Below are 950 nucleotides of genomic sequence, written 5' to 3'. Positions count from 1 at the left end.
CGGCGACGCAGAAGATCAAGAAACGCGGCGGCGGGGACGGCCTGACCCTCTCGCTGGTACGCAACCCGGACATCCTCGCCGACGTCGCCGCCCGCGATACCGCCCGGCCCTTCGTCGTGGGCTTCGCCGCCGAGACCGAGACGCTGCACGAGCACGCCGAGGCCAAACGCCGCGACAAGGGCGCCGACATGATCGCCGCCAACTGGGTCGGCCGCCAGGGCAGCGGTTTCGACAGCGAGCGCAACGCCCTGGAAGTGCTCTGGGAGGGCGGGCACACCAGCCTGTCCGACGCCCCCAAGGCCGACCTCGCCAACGCCCTAATGGATCTCATCATCGAGCGATATCATGGACACCGTTGACCTCCGCGTGATCGACCAGCGGCTCGGGCAGGACTGGCCCATGCCCGGCTACGCCACCGCCGGCTCCGCCGGCCTCGACCTGCGCGCCTGCCTGGACACCCCACTGACCCTGGCACCCGGCGAGAGCTCACTCATCCCCAGCGGCATCGCCGTGCACATCGGCGATCCCACCCACGCCGCGGTCGTGCTGCCACGCTCGGGACTCGGCCACAAGCACGGCATCGTGCTGGGCAACCTGGTCGGGCTGATCGACTCCGACTACCAGGGCGAGATCCTGATCTCCTGCTGGAACCGCGGCGAGGCCACCTTTACCGTCGAGCCCGGCGAGCGCATCGCGCAGCTCGTGTTCGTCCCCGTCGCCCGGCCGGCCTTCCGTGTGGTCGACGGCTTCGCCGACAGCGAACGAGGCGAGGGGGGATTCGGCCACTCCGGGCGGCTATAGCCAATGCCCCGGCCACGTCCCCGCATCGGCCTGTCCCGCCGCGGCACCGCGACGGCGCTGACCGGCGTCGGCGCCCTCGTGCTCGCGCTCGTCGCCCTGCTGGCCCTGCTGCCGGCGCTGCTGCGCCCGGACGCGCAGGCCCGGGCGAA

At 71.9% G+C, this 950-nt stretch carries 2 protein-coding genes; both read left to right on the top strand.

Going from position 1 to position 950, the window contains the following annotated elements; translation table 11 throughout:
* Positions 1-359: phosphopantothenoylcysteine decarboxylase (locus G7A99_RS21380; RefSeq protein WP_305792354.1), on the top strand; the 359-nt coding region annotated here is incomplete at its 5' end.
* Positions 346-801: a dUTP diphosphatase gene (gene dut, locus G7A99_RS21375; protein WP_163143931.1), complete on the top strand. Its 456-nt coding sequence runs from the start codon at positions 346-348 to the stop codon at positions 799-801. The genes G7A99_RS21380 and dut, both read left to right, overlap by 14 nt.
* Positions 802-950: the final 149 nt, after the last annotated feature.

Source organism: Arhodomonas sp. KWT (genome assembly GCF_010993615.1).
Note: the sequence above shows the minus strand (reverse complement) of the source record. Positions and strands in the feature narration are given on the sequence as shown.

Bases quoted from the DNA above. Each gene is read 5' to 3' on its own strand.
- dut (WP_163143931.1), top strand. From the start codon at position 346: ATGGACACCGTTGACCTCCGCGTGATCGACCAGCGGCTCGGGCAGGAC.